This window comes from Streptomyces sp. NPDC056835 (genome assembly GCF_042789485.1).
GTDB lineage: Bacteria > Actinomycetota > Actinomycetes > Streptomycetales > Streptomycetaceae > Streptomyces.
This window is the reverse complement of sequence record NZ_JBHUBB010000019.1, coordinates 57,563-73,623: the sequence shown is the minus strand read 5'-3', so window position 1 is coordinate 73,623 and position 16,061 is coordinate 57,563. Positions and strand designations below refer to the sequence as shown.

Here is a 16,061-nt window from a genome sequence, read left to right as displayed (position 1 = left end):
CCTCGGTCGCCCTGGTCACCTCACCGGTTACCCCACCGCCGCGTAGGTCTCGTACGTCTCGTCATCCTCCAAGCCCACGGGCAGGAGGCCCGCGCTGCGCTCGTACTCCGTGCGCGCGGTCTCAAGCAGCCGACGCCACGAGGTGACGGTCGGTCGCCTGCGCAGCAGTGCGCGGCGCTCCCGCTCGGTCATTCCGCCCCACACGCCGAATTCGACGCGATTGTCCAGCGCGTCGGCCAGGCATTCGGTCCGCACCGGGCATCCGGTGCACACCGCCTTGGCCCTGTTCTGCGCCGCACCCTGCACGAACAGTTCATCTGGATCGGTAGTGCGGCAAGCTGCCTGCGCACTCCAGTCGGTTACCCAGCCCATGCTGGCGCCGTCCTCTCCCGAATCGAGGCTCCCCCACGGCGGCAGCGGCATATTCACCGTTGCCAGTTGAGGACGTTACGGAAGGCGGACACAGCGCAACACCCCCTTCGGGCCCAATCTTGAATGGCCCGAACGGACTACGCGTACGCGGCAGATCACCCAGGGGAGTGAGCCGAGGGCATAACCGGCACATCCGACAGAGTCGGGTATTTCACCTGAGCCACAACGGGCATCTCACGCCATACACGGAGGATTCGGGCATCAATTTTCCATGTTTCGGGTTCATGGAAAATTCACGCCGGGTGCTTGATACACAACCGCACTGCTGTGACAGTTGGGGACAGCTTAGGCCAGAGCCTTGACGCGTGTCCGGCGATTGAGAACGTAGGCTGCCCTCATGCCAAAGAAGCGCTCGGGCGGGGGTCTGACCGGGACCCAGCAGGCCGCCAAGTTCCTCGGTGTCAGCGTGCTCGCGGGAGCGGTGCTCGCGGGAATCGCCCTGCCGGCCTTCGGGGCGCTGGGGCTCGCCGCCAAGGGGACCGTCGAGGGATTCGACGAGATTCCCGCCAACCTCAAGACGCCGCCGCTGAGTCAGCGGACCACGATCCTCGACTCCCAGGGCGGCCGTATCGCCACGGTCTACTCGCGTGACCGTACCGTCGTCCCGCTCAAGGACATCTCCCCGTACATGCAGAAGGCGATCGTCGCGATCGAGGACTCGCGCTTCTACGAGCACGGGGCCATCGACCTGAAGGGCGTCCTGCGCGCGGTCAACCGCAACGCGCAGTCGGGCGGCGTCGCCCAGGGCGCCTCGACGCTGACCCAGCAGTACGTGAAGAACGTCTTCGTCGAGGAGGCCGGCGACGACCCGGACAAGGTCGCGCAGGCCACCCAGCAGACCCTGGGCCGCAAGATCCAGGAGCTGAAGTACGCGATCCAGGTCGAGGAGGAGCTGGGCAAGAAGAAGATCCTTGAGAACTACCTGAACATCACCTTCTTCGGGCAGCAGGCCTACGGCATCGAGGCGGCGGCCCAGCGCTACTTCTCGAAGCCGGCCAAGGACCTGAAGCTTGAGGAGGCGGCGATGCTGGCGGGCATCGTCCAGTCGCCCAGCCGGTACGACCCGGTCAACGACGAGGAAGAGGCCACCAAGCGGCGCAATATCGTGCTGCAGCGGATGGCCGACGTCCGCGACATCTCCCAGGCGGAGGCCGACCGCGCCAAGGCCACGCCGATCAAGCTGAAGGTGAGCCGTCCCGCGAACGGCTGCATCACGGCCGTCGCCGGGGCGGGCTTCTTCTGTGACTACGTACGCGAGGTCTTCCTGACCGACCCGGTCTTCGGCAAGGACCGCAAGGAGCGGGCCAAGGTCTGGAACCAGGGCGGTCTGACGATCCGTACGACGCTCGACCCGAAGGCCCAGAGCTCGGTACAGGCGTCGATAAAGGACCATGTCAACCAGAGCGACAAGGTCGCCGCGGCGGTGACGCTGGTCGAGCCGGGCACCGGCAAGGTCCTCGGCATGGGGCAGTCCAAGCCGTACGGCTTCGGAAAGAACGAGACTCAGATCAACTTCTCGGTCGACAAGGGGATGGGCGGCTCGAACTACGGCTTCCCGACCGGTTCGACCTTCAAGCCGTTCCTCGCGACGGCGGCCATCGAGCGCGGTGTCCCGCCGACCCAGTCGTATCCGGCGCCGTACCAGATGCCGTACCCGGCCTCGATCCAGACGTGCAGCGGCAAGCCGTGGGTCAATACGGAGGGCGACACGGCCGAGAACGAGAACGAGTCGGAGGTCGGCCCGTACGCGCTGAAGGAGGCGATGGAGAAGTCCGTCAACACCTACTTCGTGCAGATGATAGGGCAAATCGGTCTCTGCCCCGTGACGGAGACGATCGCCAAACTGGGCGTGGTACAGGGAGACGGCAAGAAGCTTCCCGAGTCGCCGTCGGCCCTCACTCTGGGCTCGCAGGGCATCTCGCCGCTGCGGATGGCGAGCGCGTACGCGGCCTTCGCGAACCGCGGCACGTACTGCACCCCCATCGCCATCGACTCCATCAAGACGGCGACGGGCAAGAGCCTCAAGGTGCCGGAGTCGAGCTGCTCCCAGGCCATGTCGGAGAAGACCGCCGACACGATCAACACCCTGCTGAAGGGCGTGGTCGACTCCGGTACGGGTGAGGCGGCCGGACTGACGAGCCGCGACAACGCCGGTAAGACGGGTACGACGGACGCCCGTAAGAACGCCTGGTTCGTCGGCTACACGCCGAACATGTCCGGCGCGGTCTGGGTCGGCAGCCCGTCCCAGCAGGTCGAGATGGAGAACATCACGATCGGGGGCGAGTATCACGACAAGGTCTTCGGTGGTCAGGTCCCGGGTCCGATCTGGAAGGACGCGGTGTCCGGCGCGCTGGAGGGCAAGCCCGCCCCCGGCTTCACGACGGTCGACATCCCGGACTCGTCGAGGGGCCGGGACACCGACAGGCCGGGCGGCAACAACCAGGGCCAGGGCAACGGCGGCCGGGGCGACAACAAGCCGGGCGACGGCGATTCGGGTCCGTTGCCGGACATCTCGCTCCCGCCCGGCTTCATCGGCGGCGGCCAGTCCGAGGGCAACGCGAACGGCGGGAACGCCGGCAACAGCGATGGCGGCCAGAACGGCGCCGGAGGCGGGGACAACGGCGGTCAGGACGGCGGCGGAGGCTTCCCGTAAACCGCGGATGCTGATGCTGATGACGTGACGAAGGGGCGCTCCATCCGTCGGGATTCCGACAGAATTCCGACAGGATGGGGCGCCCCTTCTCGTCCTCCTGGGTTCAGCCGGCGAGGGAGCGCTTCACGAGCGCGGCCACCCGGCCTCCCTCTGCGCGGCCGGCCACCTTCGGGTTCACGATCTTCATCACGGCGCCCATGGCGCGCGGGCCCTCGGCTCCGGCGCCCTTGGCCTCCTCGACGGCCTGCGCGACGATCGTGGCCAGCTCCTCGTCGGTCAGCTGCTTCGGCAGATACGCGTCGAGGAGCACGCCCTCCGCCTTCTCCCGCTCGGCCTGCTCCGCACGGCCACCCTGGGCGAAGGCCTCCGCCGCCTCACGGCGCTTCTTCGCCTCCTTGGCGATCACTTTCTGCACCTCGTCGTCGGAGAGCTCGCGCGCGGACGTACCCGAGACCTCCTCCTTGGTGATCGCGGAGAGGGTCAGCCGGAGCGTGGCGGAGCGGAGCTCGTCACGCGCCCTGATGGCCTCGGTGAGGTCTTCCTTCAGCTTGGACTTAAGGCTGGTCATAAGGCCAAGTGTGGCAGGTGCCGAGCCGGACCCGCCCGCGGATTTCGTGCCCGTACGACGTCTGCGACGATGGGCGCATGCGCGCACGCTACGGGGTTCCCCTGAAAATCACCGCAGGCATCGCGGCAGTCGGCGCGGCCGGCCTCGCCTACGCCGCGGGCTTCGAAACACGCTCGTTCCGGTTGCGCCGGATCTCGGTGCCCGTGCTGCCGCGCGGGATGCGTGACCTGCGGGTTCTCCAGGTCTCCGACATCCACATGGTGAGCGGACAGCGGAAGAAGCAGCGCTGGCTCCAGTCGCTGGCCGGGCTGCGCCCCGATTTCGTGGTCAACACCGGCGACAACCTCTCGGACCCGGAGGGCGTTCCGGAGGTGCTGGACGCGCTGGGGCCGCTGATGGAGTTCCCGGGTGTCTATGTCTTCGGCTCGAACGACTACTACGGCCCGAAGCTCCGCAATCCGGCCCGCTACCTCTTCGAGAAGGCCCAGGGCAAGCACGGTCTGAACGGCAACGCCCCGGCCGTCCACGCGGTGCACAACCCGTGGGAGCCGATGCGCGACGCCTTCGACGCGGCGGGCTGGGTGGGCCTGACCAACACCCGGGGCCGGCTGAAGATCGACGGCCACGAGATCGCCTTCACGGGCGTGGACGACCCCCACATCAAGCGGGACAGGTACGAGCGGGTCGCGGGCGGCCCCGAGGCGGACGCCGACCTCTCGATCGGCGTGGTGCACGCCCCGTACCTGCGCTCCCTGGACTCCTTCACCGCCGACGGCTACCCGCTGATCCTGGCGGGCCACACGCACGGCGGCCAGCTCTGCATCCCCTTCTACGGAGCGCTGGTCACCAACTGCGACCTCGACACGGACCGCGTGAAGGGCCTCTCCACCCACCGCTCCGGCGGCCACACCGCCTACCTCCACGTCTCGGCGGGCTGCGGCACCAACCGCTACACCCCGGTCCGCTTCGCCTGCCCCCCGGAAGCCACACTCCTGACCCTGACGCCCCGCCCCTGACCGCCGCGGCCCGGCCCGGCCTCCTGCCCCCATCGGGCCCCAGTCGACCCTCGCCGGGCCGCCGCCGGGCCGCCGAAACCGGATTTCGTCTCCGGCCAGCGGTGGGCTAAAGTAATCGATGTCGCCGCGACACGGGCGACATCGGGGTGTAGCGCAGCTTGGCAGCGCGCTTCGTTCGGGACGAAGAGGTCGTGGGTTCAAATCCCGCCACCCCGACAGCTGAAACACCAGGTCAGGGGCCTGATCCGCATCGCGGGTCGGGCCCCTGAGTGGTTCCTGGAGATCGTTTGGGAGAAAACTGGGAGAAGATCTTGGTCGGGGTCTCCCAGCCGGCAGCAGCCGCATCCACCTGATCACCGCGTCACCGCATCCCCAGGACACCTCACTGCGCTGCCCCCTCCGGCTCATCAGCCGCGGACGGGTGGACGTACCTACCCTCGTTGAACGGAGTGAACCACGCCTTGAACGCCATCGGTGCGACGCCGAGAGCCGCTCCGACGGCGCTCTCGTCGATGCCGTCCATGGAGTCCTCGTAGAGCCACACGTGGTCCATGTCCTCGTAGACGTTGTCGGCGAACGAGTCGAGCGCGGCCGAGACGCCGTCGTCAAGCAGCCCGAAAGTCTCCAGGGTCACGTTCGTCTCATTCAGCAGCAGCTTCAGCGCGAGTTCCTCAGCGACGCAGCTCAGCTGCTGGAAGCTGCCATCCGTGAAGCGGGTGGTCATGGCGATCACCGTCACCAGGAAGCGACGGGCGAAACGAGCGTCGTACTGGAGGGCGTATCGCTCGGGAAGGTCTTCGAAGTGCCACAGGGGACCGTCGCATTCCGCAGCGGTGGTGTCCTCCTCCGTCAGGGTCTGCACGTCTTGGAACAGCTCGTCCACCAAGATGTCCGTCGCGTACACCAAGGCACCGGCAGCGAGTTTGGCGTCCTCCGACGAGACGGCGAACTCGGTGTCACCGTCTTCCTCCTCGTCGTCTTCGTCGTCCAGGACGCCGAACATCACGGGCGGGAAGGAGCGCAGCTTGTCTGCCAGTGCCAACATCTGACCGCGTACCGCCTCAGCTTTCGCCTCGGCGTCGTAGCCCTCGCTGTCGCCCTCAGCCGTGGGACGCTCGGTATGCCGGGCCTTACGATCAGCAGGATCATCGGGCGGGGCATTGGGACCGTCGGCGGCGGCGAGACTCTCCTGGGCGAGCTCCGGGTGCAGTTCGACCTCGCATCGCTCGATCTGCCAGTCAGCCAACAGCTCGGACCGTTCCAACAGTTCACCCACGACCGACCGCACAGCTTCCTCCGCAAATTCCAGAGCCGGAGCATCCACGAACACTTTCAGAAGTACTCCGCCCGGGTAGACGGCCACGATGTTGTCGAGGAGATCGACTTCCATGCCGTCGGATCCCTCGATGGCCGCGACTGAATCGAAGCCGTCCTCGATGAGCGCCACGGCACCGGCGCGCTGAAGTGGGTCCATCTCCGGAGTGCCGTCCGGGATGTGGACGTCCACGGTCACTACGTATGTCACGCGTCCGATCCTGGCAGGGATATGCCGCACGACGGGGAGGAATCCACTCAATCACGAGCACTATGCGTCGAGCACGACGAGGAGATCGGCGAGCGCCTCGTACGGATACCGGTGGTGAAGTACGCGTTCCACTCCGCCATCACGGAAGCGGAATGCGAACGAGCGCTCAACTGCCAGGCCACGGGCAGCCCACCCAGCTCGAACGGGTAGGCCGCGAGGATCCACTCGGCACCGCACAACCCGTCCGGGCTCACATACAACAGGGTGTGGCGGGACGTCGGCCACATGCGCCAGCCGAGGCCGACCAAGATGTCACCGATCCGCTCGGCGAGAGCGCCGTCGTCACCGGCCAGGTGGCGCGGGGTGACCCAGCACACCAGTCCTTTCGGGATCTTTCCTGTCTGCCCCCGGCGAACTGTCCGCTGTCATCCAATTGTAGGTTCTCAAAAACCGCGCCAGATTTTCAGTGCCGACTGCATATGAGCACCATTTATGGCGTCATGCTGAGATTCGCAGTTCAGTGGGCTCGCTCTTTCGGGTGGCGAGGATCGTTCTGTCCGCACTCCCTCGCTCCAGGCGAGCATTGTGGTTGGACGAGGCATCACCCTGCCGGGAGTACGCCATGGACAGTCCCACGGCAGCAGTCAGTATTCGCTTCCCGGATGGCAAGCTGGTTGAGGACCTGTCGTGGCCAACACCTTCCATCGATTTGCTGAGGTCAGCTACTTCGTGGCGAACGTTTCGCTGGCACCGAGGGCGCAGAACAGGACACGGGAAAATGGCCCTCGTCCAGCGGCCGGTGTCACGGTCACGGGATGTCGAGCAGGACCTTCCCGACGACACCCTGTTCGAGGGCGGCGTGGGCGTCAGCGATGTGCTCCAGGGCGTAGCGGTGCAGCGGCAGTCCGGCTTCCTCGCCCACGCGCAGTGCCCCCGCGTTTACGGCCGCCGCGACGTCGGTGAGTGCCTGCTGCTTCGCCGCAGGCGGCACGGTGTAGACGTAGACGCTCTGCCAGCGCAGGTTCGTCGGCAGTGAGGTGAGCACCGGGACGGACAGCCGCTCGCTCTCGCCGCCCGAGTAGTAGGCCACCACGGCCCCTTGGGCGGACACCGCGATGTCGAGAGCGGCGTTGGCGCCCGGTGCTACCTCCACGACGATGTCGACGCCCTTGGGGGCGAAGGCCAGGATCTCCGCGACCGCGTCCTGCGTGCGGTAGTCGACGGTCCGGTGGGCGCCGGCCGCGCGGGCCAGAGCGGCCTTGGCGGGGCTGCTGACCGTGGTGATCACACGCGCTCCGGCCCAACGGGCCAGTTGGACCGCCGCGTTGCCGACGGCGCCGGCGCCGCCCGCCACCAGCACGGTGGTGCCGCGCAGGGTGCCGGGCGCGATACGACCCGGCCCGCCGTCATGCACCGTCAGCGCGCGATGGGCGGTCAGGGCCGGGATGCCCAGGGCCGCGCCGAGTTCGAACGGAGCGTGGTCGGGCAGGGTGACGGCATGCCCGTCGGGGACGAGCGTGTACTGCTGTGCCGTTCCCCACGGCCGCTCCCACGCGGCCTCCCAGATCCACACCCGCTGTCCGATCCGTGCCGGGTCGACCTGCGAACCGACGGCATCGATCACCCCGGCGCCGTCCTGGTGGGGTACCTGCTCGTCCATGCCCCGCGGCAGTGCACGTCTGCGGCTGCGCCAGTCGGTCGGGTTGACGCCCGAGATGTGCACCCGGACCCGTACCTCGCCCGGGCCGGGCTCGGGCACTGGACGCTCGACGATACGGAGAACCTCGGGTCCGCCGGCAGCCGTCCGGACGACGCACTTCATCTCTCACCCTTCATTCGCTCGCCCCTGGGAACGGTCGGCCGGCATCCGGGAGGATGCCACTCTGCATGGGGGCACCCTCCGAACCCCCTTATGGAGCGAGATATTCCGGGAGCTCGCGAACTCTGCTGGGTCCCAGCACCGCCGGGTCGTACAGTGCGCCGTCCGCGGAGGCGCATGGACCGGGCGGTGGTCAGGAGCTCTCCGACTCCGGTCCGATTACGGTCGGCGACGCAGTCCAGTGCTCTTAGACGCCGTTTCTTATGGCGTGATCGCTCGTTGAGCGGTGCATGACGGATCTGGTGGACCGGCTGGTGCCAGACGAGTTGTGGGTGTTGTTCCGGCGGGTGGTTCCGCCGACGGAGGTGAAGCGTCCACAGGGCGGGGGTCGCCGACGGGCGTGTGACCGCGAGGCCCTTGCGGCGATCATCTTCGTGGCCACCTCGGGTTGCACCTGGCGGCAGCTCCCGCCGGTGTTCGGACCGGCCTGGCCCACGGTCTACCGGCGCTTTGCTCAGTGGAGCCGGGCCCGGGTGTGGGCGAAGCTCCGCGTCATCCTTGATGAACTCGGTGCCCTGAGTGAGCTGGAATGGTCGCGGTGCGCTATCGACTCCGTCAGCGTGAGGGCGGCAAAAGGGGGCCACTGACGGGACCGAATCCGACCGACCGCGGCAAACCGGGATCGAAAATCCACCTGCTCACCGACCGCAACGGACTTCCCCTGTCGCTGGGCATCTCTGGCGCCAACATGCACGACAGTCAGGGCCTTGAACCGCTGGTGCGGGGCATCCCTCCCATCCGTTCCCGCCGCGGCCCCCGTCGCCGACGGCCGGCGAAGCTGCATGCCGACAAGGGCTACGACTACGACCACCTGCGCCGATGGCTCCGCAAGCGCGGAATCGCCCACCGCATCGCCCGCAAGGGAATCGAGTCCTCGACGCGACTGGGCCGCCACCGCTGGGTTGCAGAGCGAACGGTGTCGTGGCTGGCAGGCTGCCGACGCCTGCACCGCCGCTACGAACGCAAGCCCGAGCACTTCCTCGCTTTCGTCGGCATCGCCGCAGCCCTCATCTGCTACCGCCGTCCGGCCAGGACGTAATGCCGCCGACGGTGATGATCTGACTGGATACGCTGGCCTGCCGTGATCAACCGAAGGGGGCCGCGATGAGCCAGTACTTCGACCTAGGCGACGAGACCCTGTGGAACCCGTCCAATGGGGCTTCCCGCATGTTCCGGCGGCAAGTGGCGGTCTTCGAGGCGGAGCTAGAACTCTCATCGGGTATTGGCCCGATGGAGAACGACGAGTGCCAGATCGACTTGGTCACCTTCGAAGCCTTCGTCAACGCCCTGCTGGCGCAGCACCGAAGAACGAGTCACGCCATCGTGCTGGCTCTCTCTGACGGCTTCACCGCCACAGTGCTAGTCCTTGCAGAGCGCGCCGGAATTGAGGTGCACTGGGCACAACTCGGCGCCGCCCCGGACGGCCCGCTCGAAGACGTGCAGGTCTCGGCCCTTACAGGGATGTCCGCTCCGGGAGAAGGCGGATCTTGGGCGGCGGGACTGCGCGAGAAGGCACGGGAGCTAGGTCGCCGAATGCCCCGCTGACCGGAGTAACCCGAACGACGAACCGATCGCTGGGCCCCACCTGTGTGGCTCACCATAAGAAACGTCGTCCAAGCAACCCGCGCCAAAAGAAGTCCGCATCATGGGCTGGCCGCCCTCGGCCGGCACCCGCCGGGAATGACACGCTTCCTGAGAAGAACTCGCCATGGCATAAAGGGAGATGGCCTGAAGAGCCACAGGTCGGATCGATGCTCCATGACAAAGAACGCGAGACCTTGCATGAAATCAACCGCTCGGCCGACGAACCCGGCCGAGTGACGAATCGCTTCCCATCCTCTCCTCAAGGGCGGGAAGCCCCCTTCAAAGCCCAGCGGATTGCTCTTTGGGGTATCGCCGAGGTGAGCCCAGAAGCCGCCAATAGTTGATCTCGATTGCTTGGTGATGGGCTCGGCTCACTCGTCGGCGCTGTCGGATGCGTCGGCTTCGGCGAGGATGCGGTAGATGGTGGCGACCGAGGAGCGCTTGCCCTGGTTCTTGCCAGCGTGATGACGAGCTTGCGGGCGATCTCGGGGGAAATGCCGTTGGCCCGCAGGCTTCGGGCGTAGTCGGCCATGTCGTCGTCGACGACCTTGGGCCGTCCGCCGTGGCGTCCGCGCTCGCGGGCGGACGCCTGGCCTTCCAGGGACTTCTCCCGGATGCACTCGGGCTCAGACTCGGCCATGCCGGCGAAGAACGCGAACAGGGCGGCGCCGTGCCCGAACGGGTCGTAGACACCCTGGAGGGGGCCGGTGAGGAGTTCGAGCTGGGTGTCGTGGTGACGCAAGTCCTCGGCGATGGTCAGGAGTTCGGCGGCGCCGCGTCCCAGGCGCTACATCTCGTGCACCGTAAAGATCACGCGCTGGTGGGGGGCGGCCGTCTTGATGGTGCGGGCGAAGTCCATCGCCTTGACGAACTCGGGCCGCACCTTGATCCAGGTGCTGATCTTCTCGGAGAGGACCGGGTCGCACCCGGTTTCTTCCAGGGCGTCGAGCTGGCTCTGGAGCTCTTGCTGGGCGGTGCCGCAACGGGCATAACCGACCCTCGTGGGCTTCGTGGTGGCCTGGGGCACAGCGGCGTCGATCGCCGGGCCCCTCTCCCAGGTGTGGTACTTCGGAGTGACCTTGCCGCCGCGGGTGCCCCAGGTGCTTCCGGTGGGCACTTCACAGGTGGGGCAGTCGAACTGTGCGACGGCGGTGGCCGGTTCGGCGAGCCGGGGCATGTCGCCGAACATATCGAGAGGGGCTTTGTGCGAAGGCTCTTCAGCGAGAGGTTATGAGAACGAAGATCGGGCCCAAACCGGGCACCGTCCGGTGGGGGTCCGCGGTCTCTCAGGTCTACTCATTTCTGCGAGCACGAAGCGTGGCGCCCTTCACCGAGGAAGCCGCTTCCGCGCACAAAATCCGTTGTTTGTTGAGTCGATGCCTGCCTAGGATCGCGCGCATGCGACGCACGATCATCATCGGCGACATCCATGGCTGCTTCGACGAGCTGCTCGAACTGCTTGACGAAGTGGACATCCGACCGGACGACCTGCTGGTCAGCGTCGGTGATTTGATCGACCGCGGTCCAGCGCCCGGTGATGTAGTCAGACTCTTCCGCGAGCGCCCGAACTCGGTCGTAGTCATGGGCAACCATGAACGGAAGCACGTACGCGGGATCTTCTCCTACGCACAAGAGATCACGCGCTTGCAGCTTGGCGACCGCTACGCCGAGATGGTCGACTGGATGCGGACGCTGCCGTACTACTTCGAGAACGAGCATGTCCGTGTTGTCCACGCAGCGATGCTGTCCGGGATTCCGCTGTCCGACCAGAGGGAGGAAATCCTCTGTGGCACGACGAGGGGTGAACGAGAGCTCACGACACTGTTCCCGGACAGCTACTGGCATGACCACTACACCGATGCCAAGCCGGTGGTGTTCGGCCATCACGTAACCGGCCTGGAGCCGATGATCCGTGACGGCAGGATCTTCGGCCTCGACACCGGTGCCTGCCACGGCTGGAACCTGACCGCACTGTGTCTCCCGGGATTTACGGTCCACTCGGTAAAGGCGCATGCGGACCACTGGTCGACCACCAAGCGCCAGTGGCAGTTGCCTGTCCTGAAGACCAAGCCTTGGCATGACTCCACCTGGCTGGAGCTGGCTCAGGCGATAGAACGGTTCTCCTCGGCATCTGACGCCGCCACACACAGGTGGCTGGAGGAGCTCCAGCAATGGGCCACGGATCTGCAGTCGGCATTCCCCTCCCTGGTCGCCACAGCGCATCGAGTCGCTAACGAGCTCACCATCGACGAAGTACGCCGGCATCCCGCCACGAAGGTTCTCTTCCAAGCCCGCAACGGCCGCCTCGACCAGGCCGGCCTCGTCAGGCAGTGCCCAACTCCGCGCAGAACAATCGACCTGGCGGCCGCGTTGGGGCTAGCACTGGGCGAGTTGCCTGACTGAACCGTCAGGGCGAGGGTTACAGACCAGCTGGCGCCAGCGCCTTCCGCGTCTCGTTTCCATGCCGTCATCATGCCAACCCCGCCCGCCCAGCTCAGGCGGCCCGGCCGAGGCGCGTTGAACTTCATCGCCTTTCCTGCTCGATGGGGTCGTTGTCGGCGATGACGCCGCGGTTGCCGAAGCCGATCCACTGGGAGAACCGGTTGAACGACTCCACCTTGTTGGTCGCCGCGGTCACCCGTCGGCGCAGCGGGGCGTCGGAGAGGTAGCGCAGCAGCTGAACGGTGCGGATCACGCGTCCGACCTCGCGGAATGCGGCGTAAATGGCGTTCTTTCGCGACCCGGAGCGCAGGCGCTTGAGGAGCGTGGAGGAGGAGCTGGTGCCCTCGCAGACGGAGAAGGCCACGCGCATCAGGTGGCGGAACTGGGACTCGATCAGGTCGAAGTCGATGACGTTCTTGCCCGGCTGGCCGAACAGGGCGTCGATGTGCACGTACTCGCTCTGCTTGAAGGGCCGGTAGAAGGTCAGTTCCTTCCAGTTCCTGATCCTGGGCATCAGGTCGAAGCCCAGCAGGTGGGCGAGCGCGAAGACCGGAAAGCTCTGGCCCTGGGTGTCCGCGTGCACGGTGGTCGGCCGCACCTCACTGGTTTTCTTCAGCAGGCCCTCGATGATGTAGACGGCCTCCCACACCCCGCACGGGATGAAGTGCGTAGCCCAGTTCGCGGAAGGTCACGCCTGCACGGTCGCCTTCGTGGGTGAGTTTCCACCCCTTCCGCACCAGTCGCTGGCGCACGCGCCGCTGCGCGTCTCGGGCGGTGGCTTCGGAAACGCCGGGCACGCTCCAATCGAGACCGAAGCCGCGGACGTCGCTTCGCGCTTCGTCAAGGTGGGCGATGCTCCTCAGCCCCCGGTAGTAACAGGCGCCGGTATCGACCCTGCCCCGAGCCCGCGGCGTACTTCTCGGGCAGCGCGAAGTCGTCGTACACCTCGTCGGACCGGGCCTTGAGCCGTTGCGCGACCGCGTCGGGGTCGGCCAAAGGATACGGCGCGCCGTTCCACACGACGTTTCCCGCGACCACGGCAGCGACCAGCAGCGCCACCATCACGAGCCCTGTGACGGCATACAGGACGGACCGCCCAGAGGTTCGGGCCGGACGACGCCACGGACGCTGATGCCGGGCGACGAATAGGCGTGTGCCGAGGTGGCGTTCGCGGACGGGCCGATGCTCGAAGTGAACTGGTTCGCGCAGGACGCGGAGGACAGGAGTGCGGCGGGGTGGAACCGATCGGGTTGTGCGGACACTTATGGGTGTGGAGTCTTCACTGAACGAGCGGGTCCGGTCCGGTGAGCGTGAGGCGTTCGCCGAGATCTTCGATCAACATGCGCGTGTGGTGTACGCCCATGCCGTCCGCACGACGGGCGACTGGGCCGCGGCTGAAGACGTGATGTCTCTCACCTTCCTCGAAGCCTGGCGACTGCGCCACAAGCTCCGCGGTGAAGTCGTCAGCGTCCGCCCCTGGCTGCTGGGCATCGCCACCAACGTGCTCCGCAACTCCGCACGAGCCGCCCGCCGGCACAGCAAAGCCATGTCCCGCCTGCCACCCCCGGACACCCGCCCCGACTTCGCGGACGAAGTGGTCGGACAACTCACCGACACGCAACGCCTGGCCGCGGCGGCCAGAGCGCTGAGGCGGCTCAAGCGAACCGAACGCGAAGTGTTCACGCTGGTCGTGTGGTCAGGACTGAGCTATACGGCAGCCGCCGACGCGCTCGGAGTACCGACAGGAACGATCCGCTCCAGACTCTCCCGCGCCCGCAACAAACTGCGCGAGATGGTCGAAACCGAGCTGCGATCCGGCATGGAAACGGCAGAACGGGAACCCGCCGGCGGACACACCCTGAACGACACAGCACCCGAAGTCCCCTCGTACCGGAGGAAGACACGATGAGTTTCGAACAATCCGAAACGGCCGGGCGAGCCGAAGCGGATGCCGTACTGCCGCCCCCTCCCTACCCGCGCCCGGCGCCCGCCACCTTCCACCAGCACAAACAGAACCTGCTCCTGGAAATCGACCGCCACAACAGCTCGAACGCCCCCCGACGAGTCCGCACCCGGCGACGTGCCGTGATCACCTTCGCCTCCGCGGCGGTCGCGTGCACCGCCATCGCCGCGGTCGTACTGCCCAGCATCCGTACCACCCCGGCACCAACAACCCCGCCCGCGTCAACGGCATCGGTTCAGCTCCTGGAACAGGCGGCTCTCGCCGCCACCGCGAACCCCGCCACACCACCCAAGGCCACACAATTCACCTACGTGAAAGTGAGCGGACACACCACCGCCCTGTCCGAGACCGCCGACGGAACCATGCAACGGCTGCCCCAGGACGAAAGCTACGAGCAGTGGACATCCGTGGACGGCAGCGCCCGCACCCTGCAACGCAAGAACGGCAGCGGCGACACCCTCCTGGACGCCCCCGGACCAGGCAACCTCAACGTCCCCACCTACCGATTCCTGGCGCAGCTCCCCACCGAACCCGCCGCCCTGCTCACACACATCTACCAGGACACGAACCGGAATCACGGGCCCGGCTCGGACTCCACCACCGGACCCGACCAAGAAGCCTTCGTCATCATCGGCGACCTGCTCCGGGCCTCGATCGCCCCACCCGAGATCAGCGCGGCCCTCTACCGCGCCGCCGCCCGCATCCCCGGCGTCATCACCGTCCCGGACGCCGTGGACGCCGTCGGCCGCCACGGCATCGCGGTCGCCCGCGTACACGACGGCGAACGAATCGAGTGGATCTTCGACAAGAAAACCACACGCCTGCTCGGCGAACGCACCACACTCCTCAAAGACAACGCCTGGGGCAAAGCCGGCACACCCATAACCTCAACAGCCATCACCAACAACGGCATCACCAACGAAGCAGGCCAACCACCCACCCCCAACCCCAGCCAGAACACCAACCCGACCACGTGATCCATACACGCCACGTGGGTTGAGTTCTGACGAAATGAAGTACCCCACCTGAACTTGTCATGCCACTTTGGGGGCGCAAGACCTCCTTGCCTGCCACTTATTGGCTTGTTCGCGGATGAGGGATGACGCCGAATGTGACCCTCTCGTTGACTGACGACTGATCACAGTCGTCTCGTCACACTGGAGAGTCATCATGGGTATCGCACGCTTCGCAGTCACCCTCACGGCGACGGCCTGCGCCGTCGTCGTAGGTATGACAACAGCGGTCGCTTCCACCGCTCTGACACCGGCCCCTGAGGTCGGCATCCTGACGCCCGAGGCCGAGGCGGAAGTGAACGAGCGGCTCGAACAGAGCAAGCCCGTCATCGCCCTGTACAAGGGCAGACAAATCAACCTGGCCGACGGCTGGCAAGGCGCCCAAGCCTGCACCGAAGTCCCCAGTGGCAAGGTCTACTGCTACGACAGCACCGAGGAAGCGGACGCGGCGCTGCCCACAATCGACCCGTCAGCGGCCGCCCGGAAGCTCCCCAACGCCGCATTCGGTCCGACGGCTTTCAGTGACTGCTCCTCGCCCTACTTCTGCCTGTTTGAAAGCGGGAACGGAGTCGGCCGCAGACTTCAGTGGTCTGCCAGCGGCACGAAGCAGCTGGCTGACTGGGACTTCAGAGACAAGGCCAGTTCCGCATGCGTCAACCGTCCCATCGGAGGCGCGCTGGTCTACGACGCCCGGACTGGCCTGCCCGACCCTTACATGGCTCTGGGGAACCTTGCTTGTTACAACTTCATCGATGTCGGCTATCCGACCGGTGGGAGCTGGAACGACAAGGCCGACTACATAGAAATGTAACCAGCTCGGCAGCAAGTGACACGGCCCTGCCCGAAGCTGGGCAGGGCCCTTGCCCGCCATGACCGCCGGATTTAACGACCGCGACGTGACGTGACGTGACGTGACGTCGCGTCACGTCATGCCACTGCCTGCCCCGCGCTCCAGCCCTCTGCCGGCTGGCGAACCACGGCGCGCC

At 66.5% G+C, this 16,061-nt stretch carries 15 protein-coding genes, 1 tRNA gene and 1 pseudogene; 9 read left to right on the top strand and 8 right to left on the bottom strand.

Annotation, left to right across the window (positions count from 1 at the left end; all coding sequences use genetic code 11):
* Positions 1 to 27: 27 nt before the first annotated feature.
* Positions 28 to 372 carry a WhiB family transcriptional regulator gene (locus tag ACFRMN_RS22370; protein ID WP_030353248.1) on the bottom strand — a complete coding sequence of 115 codons (345 nt, stop codon included), beginning with the start codon at positions 370 to 372 and terminating at the stop codon, positions 28 to 30.
* 397 nt (positions 373 to 769) lie between these two features.
* On the opposite strand from ACFRMN_RS22370, the gene ACFRMN_RS22365 reads away from it, so the two are divergent.
* Positions 770 to 3,085: a transglycosylase domain-containing protein gene (locus tag ACFRMN_RS22365; RefSeq protein ID WP_383022212.1), complete on the top strand. Its 2,316-nt coding sequence runs from the start codon at positions 770 to 772 to the stop codon at positions 3,083 to 3,085.
* A gap of 103 nt (positions 3,086 to 3,188) precedes the next feature.
* Here ACFRMN_RS22365 and ACFRMN_RS22360 read toward each other — a convergent pair whose 3' ends face one another.
* On the bottom strand, positions 3,189 to 3,653 hold the full coding sequence (locus ACFRMN_RS22360) for a GatB/YqeY domain-containing protein (RefSeq protein WP_030353246.1): 465 nt from the start codon (positions 3,651 to 3,653) through the stop codon (positions 3,189 to 3,191).
* A 77-nt stretch (positions 3,654 to 3,730) separates the two neighbouring features.
* Here ACFRMN_RS22360 and ACFRMN_RS22355 point away from each other — a divergent pair, with 77 nt between their 5' ends.
* Positions 3,731 to 4,669 (top strand): metallophosphoesterase, encoded by a 939-nt coding sequence (locus tag ACFRMN_RS22355; protein WP_383022211.1) that lies wholly within the window; start codon positions 3,731 to 3,733, stop codon positions 4,667 to 4,669.
* A gap of 142 nt (positions 4,670 to 4,811) precedes the next feature.
* Positions 4,812 to 4,885 (top strand) — tRNA-Pro (locus ACFRMN_RS22350).
* Between the two features lie 166 nt (positions 4,886 to 5,051).
* Here ACFRMN_RS22350 and ACFRMN_RS22345 read toward each other — a convergent pair.
* The 3 genes from ACFRMN_RS22345 to ACFRMN_RS22335 all read right to left on the bottom strand — a co-directional run bounded on the left by ACFRMN_RS22345 (position 5,052) and on the right by ACFRMN_RS22335 (position 8,016).
* A complete protein-coding gene (locus ACFRMN_RS22345) occupies positions 5,052 to 6,176 on the bottom strand; it encodes a hypothetical protein (RefSeq protein ID WP_383022210.1) in 1,125 nt (374 codons plus the stop codon).
* A 65-nt stretch (positions 6,177 to 6,241) separates the two neighbouring features.
* Entirely contained in the window at positions 6,242 to 6,571 is a 330-nt protein-coding gene (locus ACFRMN_RS22340) for a DUF317 domain-containing protein (protein WP_383022208.1), read from the bottom strand.
* Positions 6,572 to 7,002: 431 nt separating this feature from the next.
* On the bottom strand, positions 7,003 to 8,016 hold the full coding sequence (locus ACFRMN_RS22335; RefSeq protein WP_383022206.1) for an NADPH:quinone reductase: 1,014 nt from the start codon (positions 8,014 to 8,016) through the stop codon (positions 7,003 to 7,005).
* Between the two features lie 287 nt (positions 8,017 to 8,303).
* On the opposite strand from ACFRMN_RS22335, the gene ACFRMN_RS22330 reads away from it, so the two are divergent.
* Positions 8,304 to 9,112 (top strand): IS5 family transposase gene (locus tag ACFRMN_RS22330; RefSeq protein ID WP_383022205.1). Its coding sequence is split into 2 segments (ribosomal slippage): positions 8,304 to 8,643 and positions 8,643 to 9,112, totalling 810 coding nucleotides; the frame shifts between segments, so codons are not numbered across the junction.
* Positions 9,113 to 9,177: 65 nt separating this feature from the next.
* Complete coding sequence (locus ACFRMN_RS22325) at positions 9,178 to 9,618, top strand: DUF6086 family protein (RefSeq protein WP_383022203.1); 441 nt, start codon at positions 9,178 to 9,180, stop codon at positions 9,616 to 9,618.
* Between the two features lie 298 nt (positions 9,619 to 9,916).
* Here ACFRMN_RS22325 and ACFRMN_RS22320 read toward each other — a convergent pair.
* A pseudogene (locus ACFRMN_RS22320) lies at positions 9,917 to 10,834 on the bottom strand (recombinase family protein).
* A gap of 221 nt (positions 10,835 to 11,055) precedes the next feature.
* On the opposite strand from ACFRMN_RS22320, the gene ACFRMN_RS22315 reads away from it, so the two are divergent.
* Positions 11,056 to 12,060: a metallophosphoesterase family protein gene (locus ACFRMN_RS22315; protein WP_383022201.1), complete on the top strand. Its 1,005-nt coding sequence runs from the start codon at positions 11,056 to 11,058 to the stop codon at positions 12,058 to 12,060.
* A 121-nt stretch (positions 12,061 to 12,181) separates the two neighbouring features.
* Here ACFRMN_RS22315 and ACFRMN_RS22310 read toward each other — a convergent pair whose 3' ends face one another.
* Positions 12,182 to 12,760: a Tn3 family transposase gene (locus ACFRMN_RS22310; RefSeq protein WP_383022350.1), complete on the bottom strand. Its 579-nt coding sequence runs from the start codon at positions 12,758 to 12,760 to the stop codon at positions 12,182 to 12,184.
* A 179-nt stretch (positions 12,761 to 12,939) separates the two neighbouring features.
* A complete protein-coding gene (locus ACFRMN_RS22305) occupies positions 12,940 to 13,161 on the bottom strand; it encodes a hypothetical protein (protein ID WP_383022199.1) in 222 nt (73 codons plus the stop codon).
* Between the two features lie 202 nt (positions 13,162 to 13,363).
* Between ACFRMN_RS22305 and ACFRMN_RS22300 the strand changes: the two genes are divergently transcribed.
* From ACFRMN_RS22300 to ACFRMN_RS22290, 3 genes are all read left to right on the top strand, one after another.
* Positions 13,364 to 14,008 carry an RNA polymerase sigma factor gene (locus ACFRMN_RS22300; RefSeq protein ID WP_383022348.1) on the top strand — a complete coding sequence of 215 codons (645 nt, stop codon included), beginning with the start codon at positions 13,364 to 13,366 and terminating at the stop codon, positions 14,006 to 14,008.
* Complete coding sequence (locus ACFRMN_RS22295; protein WP_383022197.1) at positions 14,005 to 15,039, top strand: CU044_5270 family protein; 1,035 nt, start codon at positions 14,005 to 14,007, stop codon at positions 15,037 to 15,039. Before ACFRMN_RS22300 ends, ACFRMN_RS22295 begins: the two co-directional genes overlap by 4 nt.
* A 193-nt stretch (positions 15,040 to 15,232) precedes the next feature.
* Positions 15,233 to 15,886, top strand: coding sequence for a peptidase inhibitor family I36 protein (locus tag ACFRMN_RS22290; RefSeq protein ID WP_383022195.1), 654 nt, complete (start codon positions 15,233 to 15,235; stop codon positions 15,884 to 15,886).
* The last annotated feature ends 175 nt before the right edge of the window (positions 15,887 to 16,061 follow it).

What these genes read in the sequence shown, in the direction of transcription:
- ACFRMN_RS22370 (WP_030353248.1), bottom strand. Translation starts at nt 372, where the DNA reads ATGGGCTGGGTAACCGACTGGAGTGCGCAGGCAGCTTGCCGCACTACC.
- ACFRMN_RS22365 (WP_383022212.1), top strand. Translation starts at nt 770, where the DNA reads ATGCCAAAGAAGCGCTCGGGCGGGGGTCTGACCGGGACCCAGCAGGCC.
- ACFRMN_RS22360 (WP_030353246.1), bottom strand. Translation starts at nt 3,653, where the DNA reads ATGACCAGCCTTAAGTCCAAGCTGAAGGAAGACCTCACCGAGGCCATC.
- ACFRMN_RS22355 (WP_383022211.1), top strand. Translation starts at nt 3,731, where the DNA reads ATGCGCGCACGCTACGGGGTTCCCCTGAAAATCACCGCAGGCATCGCG.
- ACFRMN_RS22335 (WP_383022206.1), bottom strand. Translation starts at nt 8,016, where the DNA reads ATGAAGTGCGTCGTCCGGACGGCTGCCGGCGGACCCGAGGTTCTCCGT.
- ACFRMN_RS22325 (WP_383022203.1), top strand. Translation starts at nt 9,178, where the DNA reads ATGAGCCAGTACTTCGACCTAGGCGACGAGACCCTGTGGAACCCGTCC.
- ACFRMN_RS22315 (WP_383022201.1), top strand. Translation starts at nt 11,056, where the DNA reads ATGCGACGCACGATCATCATCGGCGACATCCATGGCTGCTTCGACGAG.
- ACFRMN_RS22305 (WP_383022199.1), bottom strand. Translation starts at nt 13,161, where the DNA reads ATGGTGGCGCTGCTGGTCGCTGCCGTGGTCGCGGGAAACGTCGTGTGG.
- ACFRMN_RS22300 (WP_383022348.1), top strand. Translation starts at nt 13,364, where the DNA reads ATGGGTGTGGAGTCTTCACTGAACGAGCGGGTCCGGTCCGGTGAGCGT.
- ACFRMN_RS22295 (WP_383022197.1), top strand. Translation starts at nt 14,005, where the DNA reads ATGAGTTTCGAACAATCCGAAACGGCCGGGCGAGCCGAAGCGGATGCC.
- ACFRMN_RS22290 (WP_383022195.1), top strand. Translation starts at nt 15,233, where the DNA reads ATGGGTATCGCACGCTTCGCAGTCACCCTCACGGCGACGGCCTGCGCC.